At 38.2% G+C, this 1,569-nt stretch carries 1 protein-coding gene; it reads right to left on the bottom strand.

Annotation, left to right across the window (positions count from 1 at the left end):
• Nucleotides 1-1,285 (bottom strand): RelA/SpoT family protein (locus ACY65O_RS03995; RefSeq protein ID WP_462219556.1); only part of this gene is annotated, 1,285 nt, incomplete at its 3' end.
• Between the last annotated feature and the right edge of the window lie 284 nt (nucleotides 1,286-1,569).

Genomic DNA, 1,569 nt, shown 5'->3' with positions numbered 1-1,569 from the left:
CTGTTGCGCCTGTAGGCAACATCCTTATTTCTCCTTTAGGTGTATATACATAAATTTCCTCTGCAAGAAAAGAGGTTTTGAAATCCTGTAAAAAATCTAAGGAGTTGGTATCCTGGTTGGCCAGCGCTTCCCGTATTTGCTGAAACCATTTGTCAAAGCGGCTTTCATCATCTTTGCCTTCTTTGTATTTCCAATGTGCGGCCAAACCTTTTTCAGCAATTTCATTCATGCGTTTGGTACGTATCTGCACTTCTACCCATTTACCCTGTGGCCCCATTACGGTGGTGTGCAAGGCTTCGTATCCATTGCTTTTTGGATTACTCAGCCAGTCCCTTAATCTTTCGGGTGATGGATTGTATTCATCAGTAATTATGCTGTACACTTTCCAGCATTCTTCTTTTTCTTTTTCAAGAGAAGCATTTACCAAAATGCGAATGGCAAATAAATCATACACTTCTTCAAAACTTACGCCTTTCTTTTTTATTTTTGTCCAGATGGAATGTATGCTTTTTGGCCGGCCGTAAATTTCAAAATCAAAATCAGCTTTCTCTAATTTTTCTTTTAAAGGCCTTATAAAATCGTTGATGTATTTGGTACGTTCTCTTTTGGTATCGTTTAGTTTTTGAGCAATATAGCGGTAAGTATCCGGCTCCATATATTTCATGGCCAGGTCTTCCATTTCGGTTTTAATATTGTATAAGCCCATGCGGTGTGCCAGTGGGGCATAAACGTAAACGGTTTCGCTGCTTATCTTTAACTGCTTCTCCCGTTTCATGCTGTCCAGCGTACGCATATTATGCAGTCGGTCGGAAAGCTTTAATAAAATTACTCTTGGGTCATCGGTAAGTGTTAGTAAGATTTTTTTAAAATTTTCTGCCTGCTGGGTGGTGTTGGTGTCCATCACCGTACTTATTTTGGTAAGACCATCCACAATTTTTGCAATCTCGTTTCCAAATTCCCTTTTAATATCGTCAAGAGTAATGTCGGTATCTTCCACTGTGTCGTGCAGTAAAGCACAAATGGTGCTGCGTACACCCAGGCCAATTTCTTCTACACAAATTTTAGCCACAGCCAGCGGATGTAAAATATAAGGCTCGCCGCTTTTGCGCCGCATGGTTTTATGTGCCTCTACCGCCATTTCAAAAGCCGTACGAACCAGCTCCTTATCGCCGGATTTTAATTTAGGTTTTAAAACACGGAGCAGGCCACGGTACTGCCGCAGAATCTCTTTTTTTTCTTCTTCTTCGGTGAGGTTGTATTTTGGTATAGTTTCCGTAATTTCCATTATTACGAATTTAGTTGAAAAATTTTGTTTTTGGCATAGATGTTAAAGTGGATTACTAAAATCAAGTTTTAGCTTTTCATTTTCTTCATTCAAAAGTTTTAAATTTGGAAAAATATTAAGCAATGAATAATGTAAATGTTTTACGAAGCCAGGTAAAGAAATTTGTTGATACAGCATCGGAAAAAGAATTGGAAATGGTATATCATCTTTTTGATGCTTCAAAAAAAGATGATTGGTGGGATGAAATAAGTACGGAACAAAAAAAGGCAATTGATAAAGGCATT

Source organism: Ferruginibacter sp., assembly GCF_031430955.1.
GTDB lineage: Bacteria > Bacteroidota > Bacteroidia > Chitinophagales > Chitinophagaceae > Ferruginibacter.
The sequence above is the reverse complement of the archived record's forward strand: the minus strand, read 5'-3'. Positions and strand labels throughout refer to the sequence as shown.